The 20678-nt window shown below is 53.3% G+C and carries 16 protein-coding genes; all 16 read right to left on the reverse strand.

Features of this window, described 5'->3' with window-relative positions; genetic code table 11:
* Positions 1 to 14: 14 nt before the first annotated feature.
* A complete protein-coding gene (gene flhA / locus IT971_RS03440; RefSeq protein WP_063095170.1) occupies positions 15 to 2171 on the reverse strand; it encodes a flagellar biosynthesis protein FlhA in 2157 nt (718 codons plus the stop codon).
* Between the two features lie 85 nt (positions 2172 to 2256).
* Positions 2257 to 3840 carry a sigma-54 dependent transcriptional regulator gene (locus tag IT971_RS03445; RefSeq protein WP_063095168.1) on the reverse strand — a complete coding sequence of 528 codons (1584 nt, stop codon included), beginning with the start codon at positions 3838 to 3840 and terminating at the stop codon, positions 2257 to 2259.
* A 58-nt stretch (positions 3841 to 3898) separates the two neighbouring features.
* Entirely contained in the window at positions 3899 to 4693 is a 795-nt protein-coding gene (locus IT971_RS03450) for a motility protein A (protein ID WP_007091337.1), read from the reverse strand.
* Positions 4694 to 4715: 22 nt separating this feature from the next.
* Entirely contained in the window at positions 4716 to 5078 is a 363-nt protein-coding gene (gene fliN / locus IT971_RS03455; protein WP_007091338.1) for a flagellar motor switch protein FliN, read from the reverse strand.
* The gene (locus tag IT971_RS03460; RefSeq protein ID WP_063095166.1) at positions 5068 to 6258 is read right to left on the reverse strand and encodes a FliH/SctL family protein; all 1191 of its coding nucleotides are present in this window, start codon (positions 6256 to 6258) and stop codon (positions 5068 to 5070) included. The genes fliN and IT971_RS03460 overlap by 11 nt, the downstream gene beginning before the upstream one ends.
* Positions 6259 to 6339: 81 nt before the next feature.
* Entirely contained in the window at positions 6340 to 7992 is a 1653-nt protein-coding gene (gene fliF, locus IT971_RS03465) for a flagellar basal-body MS-ring/collar protein FliF (protein WP_074624841.1), read from the reverse strand.
* Between the two features lie 311 nt (positions 7993 to 8303).
* Positions 8304 to 10016, reverse strand: coding sequence for a flagellar hook protein FlgE (locus IT971_RS03470; protein WP_063095164.1), 1713 nt, complete (start codon positions 10014 to 10016; stop codon positions 8304 to 8306).
* Between the two features lie 51 nt (positions 10017 to 10067).
* Positions 10068 to 10841, reverse strand: a complete 774-nt coding sequence (locus IT971_RS03475; RefSeq protein WP_063095162.1) for a flagellar hook assembly protein FlgD — start codon at positions 10839 to 10841, stop codon at positions 10068 to 10070.
* Between the two features lie 21 nt (positions 10842 to 10862).
* Positions 10863 to 12479, reverse strand: coding sequence for a flagellar hook-length control protein FliK (locus IT971_RS03480; RefSeq protein ID WP_063095160.1), 1617 nt, complete (start codon positions 12477 to 12479; stop codon positions 10863 to 10865).
* A 212-nt stretch (positions 12480 to 12691) separates the two neighbouring features.
* Positions 12692 to 13207 (reverse strand): flagellar export chaperone FliS, encoded by a 516-nt coding sequence (gene fliS, locus IT971_RS03485; RefSeq protein WP_063095157.1) that lies wholly within the window; start codon positions 13205 to 13207, stop codon positions 12692 to 12694.
* A 57-nt stretch (positions 13208 to 13264) separates the two neighbouring features.
* A complete protein-coding gene (gene fliD, locus IT971_RS03490) occupies positions 13265 to 15037 on the reverse strand; it encodes a flagellar filament capping protein FliD (RefSeq protein WP_063095155.1) in 1773 nt (590 codons plus the stop codon).
* Positions 15038 to 15142: 105 nt separating this feature from the next.
* Positions 15143 to 15517, reverse strand: coding sequence for a flagellar protein FlaG (locus tag IT971_RS03495; RefSeq protein ID WP_063095148.1), 375 nt, complete (start codon positions 15515 to 15517; stop codon positions 15143 to 15145).
* Between the two features lie 86 nt (positions 15518 to 15603).
* Positions 15604 to 16980, reverse strand: coding sequence for a flagellin (locus tag IT971_RS03500; protein ID WP_065701912.1), 1377 nt, complete (start codon positions 16978 to 16980; stop codon positions 15604 to 15606).
* A gap of 402 nt (positions 16981 to 17382) precedes the next feature.
* A complete protein-coding gene (locus tag IT971_RS03505; RefSeq protein WP_065701913.1) occupies positions 17383 to 18762 on the reverse strand; it encodes a flagellin in 1380 nt (459 codons plus the stop codon).
* 110 nt (positions 18763 to 18872) lie between these two features.
* Positions 18873 to 19343 (reverse strand): flagellar assembly protein FliW, encoded by a 471-nt coding sequence (gene fliW, locus IT971_RS03510; RefSeq protein WP_063092726.1) that lies wholly within the window; start codon positions 19341 to 19343, stop codon positions 18873 to 18875.
* Positions 19344 to 19426: 83 nt separating this feature from the next.
* Positions 19427 to 20656, reverse strand: coding sequence for a flagellin (locus IT971_RS03515; RefSeq protein WP_063092727.1), 1230 nt, complete (start codon positions 20654 to 20656; stop codon positions 19427 to 19429).
* Positions 20657 to 20678 lie beyond the last annotated feature (22 nt).

A 20678-nucleotide genomic window follows, 5' to 3' on the forward strand; every position in this document is an offset into this window, starting at 1 on the left:
CTCGCAACGGATCATCATATCTGCCCCATGGTTTTGAGTTGGGCCTTGGGATGAATTTCATTTTGCGACATGACAACCGTGGTGGGCCGGAATCGTTCGACAATGGATCGGACATAGGGACGAATGCCGGGACTGGTCAAAAGAACCGGGCTTTCGCCCATCATGCCAAGTCGCTCGAACGTGGTGCGAACCTTGTTGATAAATTCCTGAAGCTGGCTTGGCGGGATCGAAAGTTGCTTTTCCTCGCCAGAGCCGACCAGACTTTCGGCAAATATCTGTTCCCACTGCGGTGACAGGGTCACCAGCGGGATCACGCCATCATGGTTGGTATTCACATCCGACAACTGTCGTGCCAGGCGGGAACGCACATGTTCGGTCATGAAGGTCGGATTACGCGTAAAGGCGGTGGATTCCGCAATTCCTTCAAGAATGGTCGGCAGATCGCGGATCGATATGCGTTCGGTCAGAAGGTTTTGCAGAACGCGCTGAACCCCGCCAACGGAAACCTGACCCGGTACGATGTCTTCGACCAGTTTTTTCTGGTCGTCGTCGAGCTCGTCCAGAAGCTTCTGGGTTTCGGCATAGGACAGAAGTTCGGGCATGTGGTCCTTGATCACCTCGGTAATATGGGTGGTGATCACGGTTTGCGGATCAACAACGGTATAGCCACGGAACATGGCCTCTTCCTTCATGCCCTGTTCGATCCACATGGCTGGCAGGTTGAAGGTCGGTTCCATGGTTTTTTCACCGGCAAGGGTGATTTCCTCGCCGCGCGGATCCATGACCAGCAGCATGTTGGGGCGAAGGTCGCCACGGCCGGCCTCGATTTCCTTGACGCGCAGTACATAGGTGTTGGCGGGAAGCTGCATATTGTCTTGAATACGCACACTGGGCATGACAAAGCCCATATCGGTCGCCAGCTGACGGCGTAGTGCCTTGATCTGATCGGTCAGCTTCTGGCCGCGTTCGGTGCTGATCAGCGACAGCAGGCCATATCCGAGTTCAAGCCGCACATAATCCATGCGAAGCGCATTGGCGATCGGCTCTTCGGGGGGCGGGCCTGCGGCATCGGCGGCGGTCTGGGCTTCTTCCATTTCGGCGTTGGCGGCGGCTTCTTTCTGTTTTCGGCCCAAATGCCACGCAAGATAGCCCAGCACAATCGCCAGACCAAGGAACCAGACCATCGGAATACCTGGCAAAAGCGACATGCCCGCCATCATCGCCGAGGCAACGCCAAGAGCTGCGGGGTAATTGCTTACCTGTCCGAAAACGGCCTTTTCAGTTGCGCCGTCAAGGCCGCCCTTGGTGACAAGAAGGCCAGCGGCCGTCGAGACGATCAGGGCGGGAATCTGCGACACCAGACCATCGCCAACAGTCAGGATCGTGTAGGTTTCAGTGGCTTCGGCCAGGGATAGGCCCATCTGGGCGGTGCCGATAATAATGCCGCCGATCACGTTGATGAAGGTAATCAGGATACCTGCAACCGCATCACCGCGGACGAATTTGGATGCACCATCCATGGAACCGAAGAACGAGCTTTCATCTTCCAGTTCCTTGCGGCGTGCCTTGGCCTGCGCTTCGTTGATCAGACCCGATGACAGATCGGCGTCAATCGCCATCTGTTTACCGGGCATGGCATCAAGGGTGAAGCGTGCAGCGACTTCGGCGATACGACCGGAACCCTTGGTGATAACCACAAAGTTGATGATCACAAGGATGGCAAAAACAATAATCCCGATCACGAAATTGCCCGAGATCAGGAAGCTGCCGAATGCCTCAATCACCGCACCGGCAGCATGGGTGCCTTCGTGTCCGTGGCCCAGAATCAGACGCGTGGTTGCAATGTTTAGCGCCAGTCGAAGCGACGTCGCGACCAGCAGGATCATCGGGAAAGAGTTGAATTCCAAAGGTTTCTGGATGAATAGCGACGTCATCAGGATCAGCACCGAGAAGCTGATCGACAGGGCGAGCAGGAAGTCGAGTAGCCAGGGCGGCATCGGGAACATCATGACCACAAGGATCAGGATGAAGCCAAGCGCCATGGCGATATCGCCACGTTTCATGGCCGACCGGACGCGTGACTGGATACCAGCCATATTCAGGCCGCCCGCACTTTGGGGGCCTTGTGACCCGTCAGATCCTGCCGGTGTGATGTCTCGACCGTCGGCCATGTTGACTTCTGGTTACCCTATGTTGCGCGATCCCGGGAATGCATCCCTTGTTCTGATATGGGGTGCACCGGTCGTTTTGTAATAATCAGTCCTGACCATTGCCAGGTTGCGGCACGGCAAGGCCTTCGTCGGTATATTGACGAAGCTTGTTGCGCAGTGTGCGGATCGAAATGCCGAGAATGTTTGCCGCATGGGTGCGGTTGCCAAAGCAATGTTTCAGCGTATCGATGATCAGATCGCGTTCGACATCTGCAACCGTGCGACCGACCAGGGCTGCCGTGACCGATGAATCCGCGTTGGTGTGATCGGCGCTATCCGCATCATGGTCGATCGGTGCTGCCGGGCAGGGTGCTGCATAATCGTCGTGATGATCAGGCAGCGGGGCAGGTGCGTATGGTGCCTGCTGTGCCGGGGGAACCGGACGATAGGCCGCACCACCATAAGCCGCATTGGCATTGGCATAGGCCGAACTTGCGCGGGACGGTGCACTGGGGGCTGGCTGCGAAAGAGCCGGGGCAGGTGCCGCTGTTTCGGGGGGCGGAGCAGACTGCCAGCCCGGTTCGCTACTTCCGGCACCCGAAAGCATGATGGCTTCAGGGCCGATTTCCGTCGGACCGGCAATCAGGACGGCGCGGTGCATGGTATTTTCAAGTTCGCGAACATTGCCACGCCAATGATGGCTACGCAAACGCGTGATTGCCAGCGGACTGATCGGGCGGATCGGTACATCGTTGGCTTCGGAATATTTTTTAACAAAAAATTCCGCCAGAACTGGAATATCGTCAGGCCGTTCGCGCAGCGAAGGAATATCGAGATTGACGACGTTCAGGCGGAAATAAAGATCTTCACGGAAGTTGCCCGCATTGACTTCGGCCTCAAGATTGCGGTTCGAGGTCGCAAGAATACGGACATCAACCTTGACCGGGCTTTTACCGCCCAGACGGTCGATTTCCTTTTCCTGAATGGCGCGCAGCAGCTTTGCCTGAAGGCGGACATCCATTTCGCTGATTTCATCAAGCAAAAGGGTACCGCCATTGGCTTCTTCAAACTTTCCGATGCGTCGGGCCTGTGCGCCGGTAAACGCACCTTTTTCATGGCCAAACAGTTCGGATTCAAGAAGGTTGTCGGGAATCGCGGCACAGTTCACGGCAACGAATGGTTTGTCCGCCCGGTTGGATTTACGATGAACAAAGCGCGATATGATTTCTTTGCCGGTACCGCTTTCGCCCGTAATCAGGATGGAGGCGGAACTGTTGGCGACCTGGGTTGCCAGACGAAGGGTTTCGGCCATGCGGGCATCGCGATGGATCAGGGCATGGCTTTCTTCGGTAACGGCCTCGAAGATGGCGGCAATCAGGTCGGCTTCGGGGGGCAGGGGGATGAATTCCTGGGCACCGGCCTTGATGGCATTGACCGCACCATTGACGTCATTGCCGATGCCACACGCGACAACCGGGACATTGATCCGTTCACGATGCATGGCTTCGATCAAGGCTGCAACATCAAGGGTGATGTCAGCCATGACAAGATCGATCCGGTTGCCTGCGCGCAGGATATTCAGCGATGTCGTGACACTTTCGGCCAACTGGACTGTTGCGCCGCGTGCCATCGCGATCTTGCTGGCTGCGCCGATCTGACCGCCCAGTCCACCAACGATCAATACCTGCATAGTCTCATCTCTTTCCGCTTCGTTCCCAATGGCAATTTCAATTGGCGGGTTTCACCGATCAATCGAAATAGCTGACCCGTTTTGACGGGGGCAGGATGGAGTTGATCAGCATTTCCAGACGACGGGGGTTTTCCTGTCGCCCGATGGAGACGGCCCCCACCATATAGACCGAATTCAAAAGTTCTTCTTCGCCCGAGTTGCGTTCAAGTTTGGCAGCAAGCGGCATAAAAACCATGTTTGCCAGAACCGCACCATAGAAAGTCGTCAGAAGGGCAACTGCCATGGACGGCCCGATCGAGGACGGGTCATCAAGGTTGCCCAGCATCTGCACCAGACCGATCAGTGTCCCGATCAGCCCCATGGCCGGCGCGATATCGCCAGCCTTTTTCATGATGTTTGCACCTTTCTGGTGGCGACCGATGGTGGCGTTCATGTCCTTGCGCATGATGGCTTCGACTTCTTCGGGTGGTGTGCCATCGACGACAAGCGACAGTCCCTTCCAAAGATATTCCTCGCTTTGCAGACTGTCGAGATGCCCCTGAAGCGATAGGACCCCGCCTTTGCGGGCGATTTCAGCCAGTTGCAGGATTTGCAGGGCAGCATCGGCAGGGTTGCGCGATTTGTGGAAAATCGTGCGCATCAGAACCTTGCCAGCCCCCAGGAATTCGCCCAGCGCAAAACACACAGCGGTAATCGCAGCCGTGCCGCCGATCACGATCAGAACGGATGGAATATCAATAAATGCCCCGGGCGATCCCCCCAATACGATCGCCGCGATAATAAGTGCGAAGCCAATAGCCAGCCCCGCAACCGTCGCGATATCAAACGACGTTTTAGTCCCCCCGTCCGCCATACCCGCTCATCCTCTCAAAAGACTAGTTTTTCTCGGACTTGATGATTTCCGTCATGGTTACCCCCAGACGGTCTTCGACAACCACCACTTCGCCGCGTGCGACCAGACGGTTGTTTACATAAATATCAATAGCTTCCCCAACCTTGCGGTCAAGCTCTACCACTGCGCCACGCCCCAGTTTTAGCAGCTGACTTACCTGCATGGTTGCTTTTCCAAGGACTGCCGAAACCTGAACGGGAATGTCGTAAACCGCTTCGAGATCCTTGGAGGTCTTCATGGCATCGCTGCCGATCTCGGCGGCGGCCAGAAGTTCGGTACCTTCGCCCTCTAGCTCGATATCATCATTATCGAGTTCCGAGAGTTCAAGATCGTCATCATCGGCCATTTTCGTCTCCTGATCCTTGAGCTTCCTGCGTCACATCGGCTTCTGTTTCGTCCCGGGTATCGGGGGTGCGATCTTCCTGCAACGGGTTCCCATCCTGTTGTCGCGGATCGCTTTTCTCCTCATCCCGGATCTGAGTGTGCGACGCATCATCCTTGGGGGATGTTGGCATATTAACCTGTTCTGTGCCATGACCTTCTTCGATCTGGCCTGTCGGTTGACCGGCTTGGTGTGATCCGGTTCCACTATCCCCGATATGATTATCACCTGTCGGGGCGGCCTGCATTTCGGAAGTATCAGGTTCTGTCGCATAGGTTGGTGTCAAATCATGCCCCGAAACGGTTGTTTCCGGTTTCGCCGACGGGGTTTCTGGACTTGCCGGGCGGGGGGCGGGCGAAAGGTCGGCAAGCCGGGTGTTCTGGACATCAGGATCGCCCATGTCATTTTCTTCAAACTCATGCTCCTCGCTATGATTTTGAAGGACACGTTCAACGATATCGTTGATTTCGGCCCAGATGCGTTTGGTTTCCCGCACAGCCGTTCCGTCACCCCACGATACATGGCAGTCACCCAGATCAATATCGGGCTCGCCAACAACCGCGACCTTACCCGAAAAACCCCGCGACTGTGCGATTTTTTCAACACTTTCGGAAACCATGTCGCTGATATCGGGGTGGACCTGAACGATCACCTTGGGAACATCGAACAGATTGGCAAGGCACTGACGGACTATGCTTTCGATTTCAGTCAGTTCGAACTGTTTTGACCAGGCCGGTGCGATTTTGCGCATGATGCCGACGGCAACATGAATGGCATCCTCGTTGATGCGGGCATTGGCGCGTTTCTGCTGCTCGTCAATTTGCGCAAGTTTTTCGGCAAGTCGTGCGGACGTATCTGTCAAAGCTTGTTGCAGCGATGACTGGATTTCCGCGCGGCCTTGCTCGACACCGCGCGCAAAGCCTTCTGCGTCGGCGGCCTCGCGCGCAACTGCCTCGGCCCCTGCAATCATCTGGGCGGCCTGTTCTTCGGTATAAACTGCCGGAGGCGGAGGCGGGGCTTCGTCCTCTTTCTTCTTTTTCTTTTTGCCCAGAGAATAATGTTCATCATCCGAACCGGACGAACGAATGACGTTATCGGCATCATCGAAACTGAGCGAGAATTTGAATTTTTCAATGGCCGTCATATCGAACCGCTGGTTTGATTTGTGCGACAAGCAGGCCGGCGGCCTTATGCCAACCTGCCCATGAATGAACCTTCAGGCATATCAGGTTTCCTGATAAAGCCAGTTGCGAATGATCGACAGGGCCTCTTCCGGGTGCTTTTCGACAATTTCACCAATTTTCTTGACCGAAGATGCTTTAACCCGGCCCTCGACCATCGACAGATTGATCAGTTCTTCGCCTTCATCACTCATCCCCGGCGCCATCGGTACGGGGGATGGGCCTGTCAATGCGGGGGTGCCGTCTGCGGACATGTCTTCAGACAGCAACTGGCGCTGTGCCATGTCGGCGGCACTTGGCAGTGTTTCGAATGCACGGGTCAGCAGCGGCCTGACCACCAGCAGGATCACAAGGATCGCGACAATTGCCAGCACCAGCATTTCTGCGATGCGGAAGATTTCTGCCTTATCAAGACCAAGGAATGTTTCGACAGCTTCATCCGCGAAGAGGTCTGCTGTATCGGCAAATCTCATATTGATCACTTCGACCTGATCACTGCGCGCCGGGTCATAACCGATTGCGCTACGAACGAGGGCCGCAATCTTTTCCAGATCTTCAGGCGAGCGCTCCTGATAAAGCCGTTCGCCGTTTTCATCTGTTGTGTAGGTGCCATCGACCAGAACCGCCACAGTCACACGCGAAATTTCGCCGATTTCCTTGACCTTGGTGGTCGTGGTTTTGGAAATCTCGTAATTGACAGTTTCCTCGGAACGGGTTTCCTGACTGTTGGTGCCAGCACCCTGTGCTCCACCAAGATTGGGATCCGGAAGATTGTTCTGCAGCGTAACCGGGTCTGCACCCTCTGTCTCGCTGTTGGTCGAGTTTTCATCAATCGTCTGGCTAGAGCGCACCACCCGTTCGTCGGGATTAAATCGCTCGTCTGCTGTCGTCACCTTGTTGAAGTCCATTTCGACCGACACCTCGGCACGAACTTCGCCATAACCAAGGGACCGGGAAAGAAGATCTTCGATCGTGTTGCGCAGACGCGTTTCGTTGCTAATGCGCATCTCATCGGCGGTCTGGGTCAGGAAGGTTGAAGACTGTTCTTCACCCTGACCACGCGCCAGAAGACGACCGCGTTCATCAATGATGGAAACCTTGCTTGGTGTTAGCTGGGGAATAGCCGCTGCAACAAGATGCTGGATCGCTATAACCTGTTCGGGTTTAAGTTCCCCACCGGCCATTTTAACTGCAATTGATGCGCTGGCTTCCTGGGTCTCGCGCGAGAACATCTGACGTTTGGGCAAAACCAGATGTACACGGGCCTGTTGAACGGACTGTATGGAGGCTATGGTACGGGCCAATTCGCCCTCAAGGGCGCGAACATGGTTAATGTTCTGTTCGAAACTTGTTGCACCAAGGCCGCTGCCACTATCGAACACTTCGTACCCGACGGAGCCGCCGGTCGGCAACCCGCTTTCCGCCATTGACAGGCGCATGCGATTGACCTGATCGGCGGGTACAAGAATTTCGGTGCCGTTATTCAGAAGCTGGTAGGAAACCTGCTGTTCTTCGAGACGGTTGACGATCTGGCTCGCATCCGCCGGGTTCAGATCACGATAGAGCAACTCCATATTCGGTGCCGAAACACGCAGAATAAGGAATGCAAAAAACACAAGCAGCAACACCCCGACGCCACTGATGGCCATCAGGCGTGTCGGTCCAAGACCTTTAAGCGTTTGCAATAAACCGCCCACGTTCGACTGCTCCGGATCGATTGTTACCACTGTCCCCAATACCGGCAGATGTCCGCACAATAGCTACCAGTATCATCAACGAATAGAAGCGCATATTGAAGAACAGGTTAACGACCGGCAATTATTGCCCAGTAATGTGTTCAAAATTCGCCAGCGATTTGAATCATTTGAATCTTTGGCACGTTCAATATGCTGCCCCCTATGTAGGTATTCCGTTCCCAAAAAAGAAGCCCGGCTAAAAAAAGCCGGGCGAGTCCCTGTAAACATGCAGTGCATCGGGGCAGGAAAACCGCCCCGATGGCCTCAATCAATTACTGTTTGATACGGATCAGCTCGCTGAGCATTTCATCGGTCGTGGTGATCGTCTTGGTGTTTGCCGAATAGGCGCGCTGGGTCACGATCATGTTTGTGAACTCCTCGGCAAGGTCGACGTTCGACGATTCAAGAGCAGATGCCACAACGTTACCTGCACCATTCAGACCCGGCTCACGCAGTAGATAGTCACCCGATTCACGTGTCTGGCGGTAAACGTTGCCAGTATGGTTTTCCATCTCGTCAGGTGCCTCGAAGGTGGCGATCGCCAGTTTGTAAATCGGGCGTTTTACACCGTTGGCAAATTCGACCTGAAGGAAGCCATCTTCGGTGAAGCCGTAGTTAACCATCGAACCTGCCTGCGCACCGTTCTGGTTAATGAAGCGGGTGTCATATTCTACGAGGTTGCCGTTCGAGTCCGAACCTGCGCCAAACTGCGTGATACCATTCGTCAGGCCAACTGTACCGAGATCAATTGTGATCTGGTTTGCATTTGAACCATTGCTCCAGTTAACAGCAATATCCTGATCCACCAGACTTGTTGTTCCGGCATTATCGGTAAAGGTCCGCAGGCTACCATCACCGTTAAAGGTAATGATACCGGACTGGATCAATCCGTTAGGATGAAGGGTCGGATCAAGTTCGTCCGCACCAGTGCTGCCTGTCAGTTCAAACCCCCAGCGGTTTTGGCCCAATTTGATAACCTGCAATTCGACAACATGTGCCGATCCAAGGGAATCATAGATTGTCACGGGCATCCTGTTGTTTTCAGCAACAGCCCCTGACGCCAGATTACCTCCTGTATAGGTTGCTGCCAGTGTCGCCGGGAACGGGCCTGTAAAGCCAAGGGCGGTCAGAGGGGTGTTGTTGTTGTTGGTAATCACAACATTCTGATCGGCAAACGAACCGTTAATGGTCAGGGTATCATTGGCACCGGTTGTGGTGGCCGTCGCACTGACGCCCGTCACCGCGCTGATTTTTGTCGCGATGTCTGCCAGCGTATCCGTGCCGGTTATCGTTATTGTCGTGGTGGTACCGTTATAGGTGATATCAAAAGAGTCACCGGCGGCAATACCGGCCTGACCGGCAAGGGCAGCCGTCCCGTTGATGCCCAACGTTGTCGAAACATTCGACCCACCGGCCAGCGGTGTTTCGTTGGCATTAAGGTTTGCCCCGAACTCGATGGTTGTGGTTGACGCCGCTGCTGTCAGGATCGAGTTGATATCAAGAACCTGCAAATCAGAGATCGCCGAACTGTTCGACGTCGTTGCCGTTCCGGTCGGATCAAGAAGACCACCGTTACGATCCGTCGCCCAACCCTGAACGTAATATCCGGCGGTATTGCGTAGATAGCCGTCATCATCCGGTTTGAAATCACCTGCACGTGTGAAGAAAATCTCGTTGTCTGAACCGGGAGTATTCGTATCACGGACAACAAAGAAGCCATCACCGGAAATTGCTGCGGCTGTATTTGACGAGGTCGCCTGCAACAGGCCCTGCTTGCTGATCAGGGCCGTCGGATGGAACCGCACACCACCGGGGGTGTAACGGGTGTTGGTCGCAGATTCCGTGACAAGCGTTGAAAAACGCCCGACGGTACCCTTGTAACCAACCGTGTTGAGGTTCGAGATGTTATCCGAAATGACGCCCAGGTTTTGCGACTGGGCATTCAGGCCGGATACACCGGAAATCATAGCACCAAAAAGGCTCATTGTATTTCTCCTGCACCTACAGGGTGTTGATCAAAATCCGGATGAAAGCCCTCAGGCTGCTTCGTCCTGTTCGTCTGTTCCGGCATTATTGTTGTCGCCGGTTTCGGTTCCGGTATCCGTGCTGTTCGCGCCAAGTTTGACGTTGGTCAGCGTTCCGAACGGTACAGAAACGTCACCGATACGCAGATAAATATCGTCATCACCAATATCGACGCTGTCGACATTGCCAATGATGCCAATCGCCATCGAGGCCGGTTTACCTTTTTCGTCCTTGAACGTATCACCGTTGGCTGCCATCGGTTTAAGCACGAGGGTATAAGCACCTTCGGCCTGCGCGACGCCGCTATTGTTTTTGCCATCCCAGGTAAAGTTCTGGAGGCCGGAAATGTCGGTGAGATCTTCGGAATAAACCGTCTTGCCGTCTTGATCCTGAACCTGCAATTGCAGGCGCGGAACTTCTGGCGAGATGTTGTATTTGTATTTGAGCTCGCCACCCTCTTCGAGCCAGTTGGTATCACCAACAGCCTCGATTTCTGCCCCGACATAGGACAGGGCGGAAAGCTGACGCTGCTGGCTTTGCATCGCAAGCAGGTTTTCAAGGTTCTTGTTGCTCTGGATTCCTTGCTCCACCTGGGCGAACTGGCTGAGCTGGTCGGTGAATTTGTCACTTTCCATCGGCGAGGTCGGATCCTGGTTCTTGAGCTGGGTGGTCAACAGCGTCAGGAACGTGTCGAAGTTCTGGGCCAACTGGCTGGCGGAGCTGCTGGAGGCAGCATTTGTATTGTTTCCTGCCACGCCAATATTGGTAGTTGATGAAACGGTCATGGTCCTGTTCCCCTACCTTTCCTAAATCCGGATATCAACGAGGCCGTTGGGATTGATCCCATAGCCAATCGCGACATGCTCAGCGAGCTCGGCACCACTCATGACATCGCCTTCATCAGGCATGCTGCCAGAATTGTTTGCCATTCTGGATTGGCCGTTGCCTTCCTGGCTTTGGCCGCCTTCGTTCCTGTGCTCGAAGGTGAAACTTTGGCTGTCTGCGTTCAGGCCAGCATCCTTGAGCGCCTGTTGCAGAGCACGTGAATCCTGACGGAGCATGTCGAGTGTTTCGCGTGTATCGGCCTGAATGACGCCCTGAACACGGCCATCATGGCTGATTTCAAGTTTCACATCGACCCGGCCCAAATGTTCGGGGCGCAGTTGGACCGAAATTTTGTCCACACCCTCGCTGGCGGCATTGCGGATATGAACCGCGACCTGCTGTTGCACCTGCTGGGCGGGGGCGCTGCGTGCCGTATGCGCGGTTTGCCCGGCAGAATTGCCTTGGGTCAGGTTGCTGTTGCCGGTAAGCGTTCCATTGGCTGTCTGACTTGTACTTTCGCCTGATCCGGTTGCATTGATGGTTGTTGCTGCATTACCGGTCGTTGCGGTCTGTGCCTGTACGCCTGGCTGCATATTCGGCACATTTGCCGCAGCAGCCATTGCCTGCTGAGCGGCCTGACTGGTGCCGTTCGCAGCCGTCGCATTACCCGTCGAAGCAGGGGTTTGCTGAGCTGCGCTGTTGTTTGCGTTCGCAGCACTGGTGCTGGTGCCCGAGTTCTCTGTTTTTGTGCCGGATTTGCTATTACCTTCGCCGCTCATGGCATCAACGACCTTGGCGATAAAGCTGTCATTGTCGTCGGCAGCGGAGCCGGTTCCATCCAGACCGTTAAGGGCAGATTTTGCAGTTGCACCCGCTGCGGGTTGCGACAGGGCGGTGGAATTCATCAATCCATCGGTGGTGCCCTCGGCATTCTGCGCCGGATTTGTTGAAACAGGCTGAGCCGTTGTTCCTGCGACTCCCGTCGCTGTCTGTGTAACTGTACTTCCAGATGTTTGCGGGGGGGCCGCCGGATTGACAGAGGGTACCGCGACCATATTCGGATCAATCGTCTGCTCATCTTGCGAAGCAGGATCTGCAGAAGCGACAGTTTCGTCTTTCACCTTCGCAGGCTGATCGGCATTGGCCGCTTCTTCATTCTGCCCGCCAGAAGCTTCTTTGGGATCATTCGTCGAGGCTGTTTTGGTTTCATCCAGATCGTCGCGTGTGTTGTCACCCTTTTTGTCGGCCACATCACGTGCCGGGTGGGCATCATCACCGGTGTCCGCTGCGTTGACATCGTCATAACGGTCACGGTCATCATTATTGACGGGGGTATTGGTCCGCGGTGCATCGGGTTTGGTATAATCATCGCGCGACTTGCTGTTTGCGGTGTCGCTGCGTCTTGCCTCTATATTCTCGCGGATTTGTGCCTGGGCATTTTTTGCCGTGTCATGTTGGACCTGGGCGTTGCGTTCTGCCCAGTTGTCAGTGATCTGCTCCATCACGTCGCCAAAGGATACGTCGCTGCTGGCAGACGCAGTTTGGCCCGGAATGGATACGGTTGGAGATGCCGATCTGATAATCGCAGAGCTGTTCATGACATGGTCCTTCTTAAAACAGTGTCACAACATCTGCAAAAGACGGGCCAGTTTTGAGCGTTAAGAAACTGTATATAAAACAGCTACTTGGTCTATGGCTCAATCAGAAGGTATTTTTTGCCGGGCTTTCTTTTCCTTAAACGTCATCAACAAAAAAGCCCCCGAGTGGGGGCTTGAAATGGTACGCGGACACGGTACTACGCCAAGTAAATCTAGGCAGAAATTGACAAACCGGAAGGCCGCGGCCGATTCTGATTCTCGTCAGTAGATGCGTGGGAACGCTGATGCGGAACAGGTTGCGTTTGTGGACGAGGCTGGCTTTGCTGAACCGCCATAATAGCCTGGCGCATATCGTCTTCACTTTTGTCTGCAAGAGCGGCCCAGGAATCACGCAAAGGCGTCAAAAGGCGGATAACTTCATTTGCCGCGTCGGCGCTATTGTGGCGATCAACATCCATCAACCGGATCATACAGTGGGTATATAAACGTTCAAGGTTGGCAGCGATTTCACCACCTTGATCCATATCCAGTGTGTTCGACAGATGTGCAATAAGTTCCTGTGCCTTGCAATTGGCATTGCAGCGTCTTTGGATATCTTTGACTTCGATCGCGCGAAGAGCTTCCTGCAAGCACGACAGCGTCTTCTCAAACAGCATGAAAACCATCTTGGCGGGGGATGCTGTATTGACTTGCTGATTCTTGTACGTCTGTGCTGCACGTTCGTTCATGCTACACTCCTTGGTCTGCTAGGCGTCCTGTCAGTGTGCATGTATGGCAGCAAAAAGTTAATTCTTATCTTTTCCTGCCGCCATCAATTCATCGAGAGAATTCTGGATGTTCTTCATGCGGGCCAAGGCCGTTTCCATGTTGATGAACCGGTCCATCAGGTTTTCACGCTGGCTTGCCAGACGCTCATCAATCCGATCAATCTTGTCTTGATAGGATGTATTTTGCGTTTCAAGCGCAGTGACTTCCTGGCTCAGAGTGCCGGTTTCATCTTTCAGAAGCGAATCGAGTTCGAAAAAGATCTGAGCCCCGATGCCTTTGCTTGTGTTTAATGTTGCGGTGCTTGCGGCATTTCCGTCACCGCTATAGATCAAGCGCAGACCATCGGCGGTCGTTACGGTATTTCCGTTGATCATGGCTGTCTTGCCTGTGGTTGTAACACCGTCAACGGTTATATCATACGTAACACTATTCAGTGTGCCACCGGATGCATCTATATTAAAGCTGTATTCCGCAGCATTGGTTTTGCCACTGAAGCCTGTCATGGTCAAATCCGAATTGTCGGATTTGCTTCGGAACAGGAAGAGCTCCATAACTTCATCTGGCTCTTTAAGAAGAGCATCGTTCAATTTGGTTTCGTCAATTTTAAGCGTGTTATTGAGCAAGGGATCCTGATTGGTGCCGTACGCAATAAAATCAATGCCGATTTCAGCCAGAACCGAATAATCATCCTTGCCGGCCCTGTCGGTCACGCCTTGGGCGAATGAACCTGCAATTTGCTGTAACGCGGATTCAATGGTTTTGACTGTCGAATTGCCCAGCAGAATAGCATCTTCGGATGCCTCGCCTGTGGTCGGATCAACAAATGTTTTTTCGTTGATAAAGGATTGCACGGCATTATATGCGTCAACAAAACCCACGATGGCTGTTTTGGCCTGATTCAAGTCCTGTTCAACATCAATTTTGATCTTTGTTCCGGGTTCCGCATCATAAAGGCTGATGCTCAACCCGTCGACAAGATCCGAAAACTCGTTTGAAGAACGGCTAACAGTAACCCCGTCAAGTTTGATCAGGGCATTGTTTCCACCATCAATCACGTTTGCCGCGTTGATGGTGGTTGGATCACTTAGAACGCCAAGATTTTGCAGAACTGCACCAGTGTCATCGCTAAAGGAAATCCGATTGTCTTCACCTTCTGATGTCGAAGTAAAGATCAGTGTGCTTTCCGTCGGCGAGACTTTGATTACAGAGGCCTGAACGCCTGTGCTGTCCGTGAGGTTGTTAATCTTGTCGCGAATATCCTGCAAGGTATCACCAGCATTCACGGTAATTTGCGAGCTTCCCGTGCCGCCGGTAATCGTAAATTGGCCTGTACCGGATATTCCTGTCGCATCTGCGCCAGCTGCGACACCAATCGTGTCACTTGAAAGCTTGTGTTTGGTCGCGATTTGATCGACTTCAAAAGAGTAGGAGCCGGTTGCCGCAGCATTGGATGCGGTGATACCAATCAACTCGCCTGCAGTGGTCGAACTGTCAGTCGATGCATATATCTGTTTTGACTCGAAAATATTCTTCGATTTGTCAAAGCTGGTCGCCCCATAAAGATTCGCCATGGAATCCTTGAGCGTTCCCATCAATTTCTGAAGATCTTTCAGAGCTTTCAGTTTGTCGTCATTGGACTCAATCCGTTTTTCCAGAGAGTCCGCAGGAATGCGACGTGCAGCGATCATCTTGTCGACAACATCAACAAAGTCGATGTTCGAAGATCCGCCCGAAAGTTGGATTCGGCCGTTGTCGCCAACATAGATGTTATTCAGGTTTACGCTGCTCATTTGGTTAGCTCCCTGGGCACGTCGGTAGGCAATTATTGCACTTCTTGCCTTAACACGGTTTTCTACGCAAGAAGCGTGCCTTTTCCGGAAAGCCCGATCGCTGAATTAAATTTCTTCGTCAACGATACTGCCAAGATATTCCCGGATTTGCGAGAATAAATGCTGCAACTCTTTTGACGGAATTTCACGAAGAACTTCGCCGTTTGACCGATCCGTAACTTTGGCGATGACACGTCCGGTATCCTGATTGAAGTTCAGTTCGATACGGGCATTGGCATCGGCAAGTTCGGGGATATCAAGTGAGGACAAAGCTTTTTGAAGTCTGTGTCCGGCATCTGCCTGAGCGGGGCCTTTGGTATCGAATGAAGGCTTTGCTGAAATCGAAACAGACTGGCCAGCTGCATTGTTTGACGCAGTAGGTGCTGAACCAGAAACTGATCCTGCAGAACGTTGGTTTTGATATGCGCTTACAATTTCCATCTGACCCTCCTATGCCGCCTTTGCGACAAAGGATAATCCGGATGAAGGATGGGAGGTAAACTCCCATCCTTCCTCGGATATCCGGATTACTGCAGCAGACGCAGCAGGTTCTGCGGCATCTGGTTTGCCTGAGCCAACATCGCGACACCAGACTGAACCAGGATCTGTTTCGAGGTGAACGCAGTCATCTCGGCAGCAACATCAAGGTCCATCAGGGTGGAACGAGCCGATTCAGTGTTTTCCTGCGTAGAAGCAAGGTTCTGACCGGCGAAGTCCAGACGGTTCTGATAGGTACCAATCGCAGCACGTGCGCGCTGCAGATCGTCGATCGCGGTTGTGACAACTTCAACAGTCGCCTGGGCACGTGCGGCCGTGGTGATATCCACAGAAGCAGCGTTCAGGGCCGTACCGGTACCGGCAGAACCCGTACCCAAGGTTGCAGTGTCAACGGCCGTCAGGGAAATCCCAAGGCGGTCGTTTGCAGTGTTACCGCCGCCAACCTGGAAGTCGATGCTTGCAGGCAACTGCTGGCCATTGTCGGCGGCCATATTAACCGTGGTCAAAGATGCGTTGATAACCGCGCCACCAATTGTGAAGGCGGTCGCTGCCGCGACACCGAAATCTTGGTTGCCGCCAGTACCTGCCCCAACAACGTCAACGTTGTCGGTGAAGTTATCGTTGATGTCGATGGTCAGGCCAAGCTGATCAAAGTTCAGGGTGCCGCTGTCACCAGGGCCCATGGCTTTGCTACCGCCGGTCAGGTAGTCTGTCACATCAATCGACTGGGTCAGTGGCGCATCAGCACCGGCAGTCAAGTCGACATTTGCGGTTACGGTCATGATGATCTGTGTGCCGCCACCGCCAACAGTAACTTCGTTGATCGAAACCGAGAAGTTGTTGTCGGTTACGCCGTCCTGTTCACCGTCCGATGCCCACAGATTGTTATCGGTAATGCCAAAGCCGCTGAAACCGGTTGCCGGGGTCAGTGCCGCACCAGAACCACCGGTATTAAGATCGGCATAGTTAAGGGCAACATCGCCACCATCGCCAAGCAACTGAATGCCGTTGAAGTTGGTCGAGGACGAAATACGATCAATCTCGTCACGGAGCTGGGTGAATTCGTCGTTGAGGAAGCCGCGTTCGGTATCGGACAGGTTGCCCGAGGAAGACTGAACAGCGAGCGTTTTCATGCGAACGAGAATGTCATCAATGGTTGCCATGCCGCCATCGGCAATCTGCAGCATCGAGTTGGCCTGGCCAACGTTGGTAGATGCCGTTTTGAGTGCCTGGGTGGTTGCATTCAGACGGGCACCGATAGCCATGGAAGCCGCATCGTCACGTGCGGAAACAACACGCGTACCGGATGACAGTTTCGACAGCGAACGTGTCGCCATTTCATCCGAAGCCGAAAGGTTACGGTGAGCAACGTTGGCAGCATAGTTGGAAATAATATTAAGAGCCATGGTGTAATCTCCTACTTGGATAGCTCGGAACGGCATCTTGCCATTCTTGAACCTGGCAACAACGCCAGATAGTTCCCAAGGATCTTCCTGATCAATGAAAACTGGACTTCTTGTATTGCGAAATATACCTATGGATGGGGCGCCTGTCCAGAGAAATTTTTCTTTGCAATTCGTCTTTTAAAATCAGTTGCTTGTAGGTTTTTGGCGAAGGTGTCTACCGGATGTTTTCTCAACGAGAAGGCGTATTTTGCTGTGGATAGTGGCGCCGTTTTGTGTGGTTTTGCGAATCGTGACTAATACCTATGTATGGGGTCGCTTGGTGTTGTCGCCGATTGCTAATGAAAAAGAGCGACAGCATTTGCCATCGCTCTTTGTTGGTTCCAGTTTTTAATCCGGTAGCAATTAACCTTGCAGCAGACGTAGCAGGTTCTGCGGCATCTGGTTTGCCTGAGCCAACATTGCGACACCAGACTGAACTAGAATCTGTTTTGATGTGAACGAAGTCATTTCCGATGCGACATCAAGGTCAAGCAGGGTAGAACGAGCCGATTCAGTGTTTTCCTGCGTCGTCGCAAGGTTTTGACCAGCAAAGTCCAGGCGGTTCTGATAGGTGCCGATACCTGCCCGTGCGCGCTGCAGATCATCTATTGCTACGGTTACGACTTCAACAGCTGCTTGGGCGCGTGCGGCCGTGGTGATGTCCACAGTGGCAGCATTCAGGGCCGTACCGGTACCGGCGGCACCCGTACCGAGCGTCCCGGAATCAACAGCTGTCAGTGTGATTGCCAAGCGATCATTGGCGGTGTTGCCCGCGCCAACCTGGAAGTCGATGCTTGCAGGCAACTGCTGGCCATTGTCGGCGGCCATATTAACCGTGGTCAAAGATGCGTTGATAACCGCGCCACCAATTGTGAAGGCGGTCGCTGCCGCGACACCGAAATCTTGGTTGCCGCCAGTACCTGCCCCAACAACGTCAACGTTGTCGGTGAAGTTATCGTTGATGTCGATGGTCAGGCCAAGCTGATCAAAGTTCAGGGTGCCGCTGTCACCAGGGCCCATGGCTTTGCTACCGCCGGTCAGGTAGTCTGTCACATCAATCGACTGGGTCAGTGGCGCATCAGCACCGGCAGTCAAGTCGACATTTGCGGTTACGGTCATGATGATCTGTGTGCCGCCACCGCCAACAGTAACTTCGTTGATCGAAACCGAGAAGTTGTTGTCGGTTACGCCGTCCTGTTCACCGTCCGATGCCCACAGATTGTTATCGGTAATGCCAAAGCCGCTGAAACCGGTTGCCGGGGTCAGTGCCGCACCAGAACCACCGGTATTAAGATCGGCATAGTTAAGGGCAACATCGCCACCATCGCCAAGCAACTGAATGCCGTTGAAGTTGGTCGAGGACGAAATACGATCAATCTCGTCACGGAGCTGGGTGAATTCGTCGTTGAGGAAGCCGCGTTCGGTATCGGACAGGTTGCCCGAGGAAGACTGAACAGCGAGCGTTTTCATGCGAACGAGAATGTCATCAATGGTTGCCATGCCGCCATCGGCAATCTGCAACATCGAGTTGGCTTGGCCAACGTTGACGGTTGCTGTTTTGAGTGCCTGGGTGGTTGCATTCAGACGGGCACCGATAGCCATGGAAGCCGCATCGTCACGTGCGGAAACAACACGCGTACCGGATGACAGTTTCGACAGCGAACGGGTCGCCATTTCATCAGAAGCTGACAAGTTACGATGCGCAACGTTGGCAGCATAGTTGGAAATAATATTAAGAGCCATTTTTCCCTCCTACATGGATCCAAAAGAATGGCTTCAAGCCATCCGATCCGTCGGCGTCATTGCCTTGCATTCTCGTCAGCAAAGATCGTGCCAGTTGAGCTAGGCAAAAATTACAGGTCGTGTTGTACCGAGTATTTGTCGTTAGGCATGATGTGCTGCCATGCCACCTGTCGAACGGTGTCAATCAGGATTGGTGCGCGCAGATTGGTCGACATTGTTATGCCTTTGCCATCCGTCGCACTTCTCACTGTCACAACCATAATAATTGCAACATCTTTATGCTCTATCGCCAAGCTCTTCAGCGCGATCTCCAAGTCCTTGTCCGAATAGACGCCACTTTCCATATTATAGGGGGCTACGATAAAGGATAGATTGGCGTCTGTGAGGCTTTGGTAAAGTTTGAATTGATCCAGCGACGTGTTGGGGATGTTGGCGATGCCAAACACATGATGTTCGGGAAAACCAAGCAATCCGACGGGCATATAAATGCCCTTGTCCCAACTGAATTCGATATCGCCAAAGCGCGTTTCAACAATCACGGACTCAGGTATTTCTTTTTCGGCGACTTTTTCGGAATCCATAACCGATTTTACTCCGGCGTTTAGAAGTTTCGGCCACGCATGGCCGTGAAGTTAATAGCCCACGATAATCCGATTATGGATCATTAGCGCAAATAGTTGGCCAAGGACAATTCTGAAGCACGCGAGATTGCGATGAAGCTGGCGTTCAACGCCGTAGAGTATTGCGCTGATTCGGCCACCACTAACGGTACATCGACACCTTCAATGTCACTTATTGCCTGTGATGCAAACACTTTGTAATCTTGGTGCCGTGTTTCAACACGTTCAATATTTGCGATGTTAAGGCCAATTTTTCCCTGAACATTTGGCAGGTTGTCGATAGCGTCGGTGATATGACCCAGTGCAACATTAATCGCATTCTGGTCGGTTGTGCCCGCCGCAATCCCCAAGCCTTGGATCAGGCTTTGGAATGCGGGGTCATCGGCAAGTACGCCATAAGAAACATTATAACCATCATCAACGCGCGACGAGAGGATCTGTTGGTCGCCAGCATAATAAGAAGTATCCGGGCGCGGGTTGGGGATTTTCGTCATGCCCAGCACGTCAAGTAGGTCACCACCGGCAATTTCGGTGATTGTGATTGACCCGTTGCCCACATTTTCGATGTTCAGCCGCGGGCCTTCATGTTCGTCGAGGCCGCGTAACGTTGCAATTGCACCATCGGTTGTGTTGCCATTGATCGCTGCGCGCAAGTCGCCGATTGTCCATGTAGCCGGATCATAGTCAACAGTTGATGTGACGCTGTTACCGTCGATATCCGTACTGACAATCTGGAGTTCGCCATCCGTAACGCCGAGGGAGGCAAGAGTAAGGCCGTCTGTGATGGTGGTGCCGGACTTGCTCATGTAATTGTCTGGAGCGTACATCTTGTCGATATCGACAGCCGGTAATTCCGAGCGTCCGCCGGCGAATAAATATCGCCCATCAAGGTTGGTATTGAGAAGGCTTGCAATCTGCTCCATCGCCTGCTTGGCTTCGTTGTCAAGGTTGACGTCCGCAGCCTGATTGGCGTTAAGCGACTGGACAAGCAATGTCTTCATCTTGACTGCAATGTCCATCATTGTGTCAACGGCGCTCTCCATATTCTGAAGGCGAAGCTTGGTCTGCGTGGTGTTACGCAAATATTGCTCTGTACGGGTATATTCCGCTTCGAGGTTCAGAAGGCGCTGGGAGCTATCGGCAATTCCGGAATAATTGCGTGATTTTTGCCCGCTGGATTGCTGGGTATTAAGGTCAGCAACCTTGGCTGCGTTTCTCAGCGCCAAGTCGGACAGTAGCGTATGGTTTGTATATGTAGCTACGCGCGTTACCATTTTGCCCTCACAAATCCTTGTC

The sequence above is a fragment of the Thalassospira sp. B30-1 genome (genome assembly GCF_015767575.1).
Classification (GTDB): domain Bacteria; phylum Pseudomonadota; class Alphaproteobacteria; order Rhodospirillales; family Thalassospiraceae; genus Thalassospira; species Thalassospira xiamenensis.